The organism is Bartonella sp. MU70NMGDW (assembly GCF_042194085.1).
GTDB classification, from domain to species: Bacteria; Pseudomonadota; Alphaproteobacteria; order Rhizobiales; family Rhizobiaceae; genus Bartonella; species Bartonella grahamii.
The window spans coordinates 1-2,424 of sequence record NZ_JBHIMK010000184.1 but is presented as its reverse complement, the minus strand read 5'-3'; the positions used below and the strand labels follow the sequence as shown (position 1 = coordinate 2,424).

5 protein-coding genes and 1 pseudogene are annotated in these 2,424 nt (G+C 33.7%); all 6 read left to right on the top strand.

Going from position 1 to position 2,424, the window contains the following annotated elements; translation table 11 throughout:
- The first annotated feature begins 2 nt into the window (after window positions 1-2).
- Window positions 3-305 (top strand): VirB2 family type IV secretion system major pilin TrwL, encoded by a 303-nt coding sequence (gene trwL, locus ACFIKE_RS09485; RefSeq protein ID WP_375649569.1) that lies wholly within the window; start codon window positions 3-5, stop codon window positions 303-305.
- Between the two features lie 140 nt (window positions 306-445).
- Complete coding sequence (gene trwL / locus ACFIKE_RS09480; RefSeq protein WP_375649567.1) at window positions 446-760, top strand: VirB2 family type IV secretion system major pilin TrwL; 315 nt, start codon at window positions 446-448, stop codon at window positions 758-760.
- Window positions 761-836: 76 nt separating this feature from the next.
- Window positions 837-1,157 carry a VirB2 family type IV secretion system major pilin TrwL gene (gene trwL, locus ACFIKE_RS09475; protein WP_375649564.1) on the top strand — a complete coding sequence of 107 codons (321 nt, stop codon included), beginning with the start codon at window positions 837-839 and terminating at the stop codon, window positions 1,155-1,157.
- A gap of 285 nt (window positions 1,158-1,442) precedes the next feature.
- Window positions 1,443-1,598, top strand: a pseudogene (locus ACFIKE_RS09470) (TrbC/VirB2 family protein); the annotation flags it as partial.
- A gap of 114 nt (window positions 1,599-1,712) precedes the next feature.
- Window positions 1,713-2,033, top strand: a complete 321-nt coding sequence (gene trwL, locus ACFIKE_RS09465; RefSeq protein ID WP_375649562.1) for a VirB2 family type IV secretion system major pilin TrwL — start codon at window positions 1,713-1,715, stop codon at window positions 2,031-2,033.
- Window positions 2,034-2,158: 125 nt separating this feature from the next.
- Window positions 2,159-2,424 (top strand): conjugal transfer protein (locus ACFIKE_RS09460; RefSeq protein ID WP_375649560.1); only part of this gene is annotated, 266 nt, incomplete at its 3' end.

Sequence of the window (2,424 nt, the reverse complement as noted above, 5' to 3'; positions counted from 1 at the left end):
ATATTCTTCACACAACAGCTCGTAATAAAATTGCTTTATTTTCTGCAGCTTTAACTGTATTTTTTATGATCAATCCTGCACGTATCCAGGCAGCAAGTTTAGATCCTGCAAAAAAGGCTTTAGAGGCACTCCAAACAGACTTGAAAGTGATTATCCCTATTGCTGCTGCCGTTATCCTCTTGTGCTTAGCAATTGGTTATGCAGGCCGCTACATCGGAAAAGATACATTCGTACGGTGGGCAATTGGTGTTGTCATCGCAGGTTCTGCAGCTGAACTTGCTAATTTATTATTTAAAACTGCCTGATAAATCTATTAAAAAAATGAAATATTTCTTTAATGAAATAAAGAAAGTTAGATTTCTGTGTTTTTATTTAGTGCAATAAAGAACTATATCAAAAAAAGAGATTATTTATAGTAACTGTAATCTAAATTGGAATAAACAATATGAAACAATCAAATACCCTTCAAACAATAATTAGAAATAAATCTACTAAAATCTCTGCAGCTCTAACTGTATTTTTTATGAGCAGTCCTGTGTATGCTCAAGCAAAATTAGCAAATGCAAAAACTGCTTTAGATGCTCTGCAAAAAGACTTAAATCTGCTTATCCCTATTGCTGCTGCCGTGATACTTTTGTGCTTAGCAATTGGCTATGCAGGACGCTACATCGGAAAAGACACGTTTGTACGGTGGGCAATTGGTGTTGTTATCGCTGGTTCAGCAACCCAACTTGCTACGCTGCTGTTCACAGGTAAGTAATGAGAATGACTATTAAAGTCATGCGGTATAAAATATCTTTTTATTCTAAAGAGAAATCTAAATTGAGATAAACAATATGAAACAATCAAAAATTCTTCAAACAATAATTCGGAATAAAACTACTAAAATCTCTGCAGCTTTAGCTATATTTTTTATGGACAATCCTGCATATTCTCAAAAATTAACAAATGCAAAAACTGCTTTAGATGCTCTGCAAAAAGATCTTATTGATAATATTATTCCTATTGCTGCTGCTGTTATACTTTTGTGCTTAGCAATTGGTTACGCAGGACGCTACATTGAAAGGGATACATTTATACGATGGGCAATCGGTGTTGTCATCGCAGGTTCTGCAACCCAACTTGCTAAACTGCTATTTACAGGTCAAGTAAGTTAGTATAATACAAAATGTTTTTAATATAAAAGTGCATCTAATAATTATTAATATGGCAAAATTCTATTCCGTTTATGATAGAAATACAAGGCCTTCATAAAACTTTAATAAGAGTAAAATATGCGAAAACTAATTAGCTTCCAATCAAAAAACAATAACAAAATCATCACACTTTCTGCAGCTATAACTGTATTTTTTACGATACATCCCGTATGGGCCCAAGCACAATTTTTAGCATCCGGCAAACACCCATAACTACACCCCTACCCTGCACGTCGTTCTACCGATCTCCCTGTTGCTGCTGCTGTTATACTTTTATGCTTAGCCATTCTCTATGCAGGGCGCTACATCGGAAAGGATACATTTATACGATGGGCAATCGGCGTTGTCATCGCTGGTTCAGCAACCCAACTTGCGAGCCTGTTATTCAAGGGGCAAGTGTGAGTCTTTATAACACATAATGTTTCTAATGTGAGAATTTATGTTTGATAAATTTAAACATATTATGTGATATTTCGTTTATATTAAAAATATACAAAGTATTCATAAGAGTAAAATATGAAAAAAATAATTAATCTCAAATTAAAAAATAATAACAAAATTACTGTAATTTCTGCAGCTATAAGCGCCTTTTTTATAACACAGTCTGCATATGCAAATGCAAAATTAGGTCCTGCTGAAACTGCTCTAAAAGCTCTACAAACGGATCTTACTACTAATATTATTCCTGTTGCAGCTGCTGTTATACTTTTGTGCTTAGCAATTGGTTACGCAGGCCGCTACATCGGAAAAGATACATTTGTACGATGGGCAATCGGTGTTATCGTCGCTGGCTCAGCAACCCAACTTGCTAAACTGCTATTTACAGGTAATGCATAAATTAGTATAATACGTAATGTTTTTAATGTTCGTTGATTATAGATTTGTATCAGTAATAATGTCGCTCATAATACGAAAAAAGGAATATTATTTATAGCAACTTTAATTAAAAGGGGATAAAAGATATGAAACACTTAAATACGCTTCAATCAAAAATATGTAAGATTAGTGCTATTTTTATCACTTCGATTATGTTATTAATAACTCAATCTGCATATGCTCAGACGGAAACAAAGAGTTTAGATGTTTTCATAGGGATGCAATATGGATTAAGTATAATTATTCCTATCGTTGCCGCTATCATTCTTTTATTACTTTTGCTTATTTATATATTTCGCATCATTGCAAGAGCTACATTTATGCGATGGGCATTCAGCGTCATTATTGCTGG

Bases quoted from the DNA above. Each gene is read 5' to 3' on its own strand.
- trwL (WP_375649564.1), top strand. From the start codon at position 837: ATGAAACAATCAAAAATTCTTCAAACAATAATTCGGAATAAAACTACT.
- trwL (WP_375649562.1), top strand. From the start codon at position 1,713: ATGAAAAAAATAATTAATCTCAAATTAAAAAATAATAACAAAATTACT.
- trwL (WP_375649567.1), top strand. From the start codon at position 446: ATGAAACAATCAAATACCCTTCAAACAATAATTAGAAATAAATCTACT.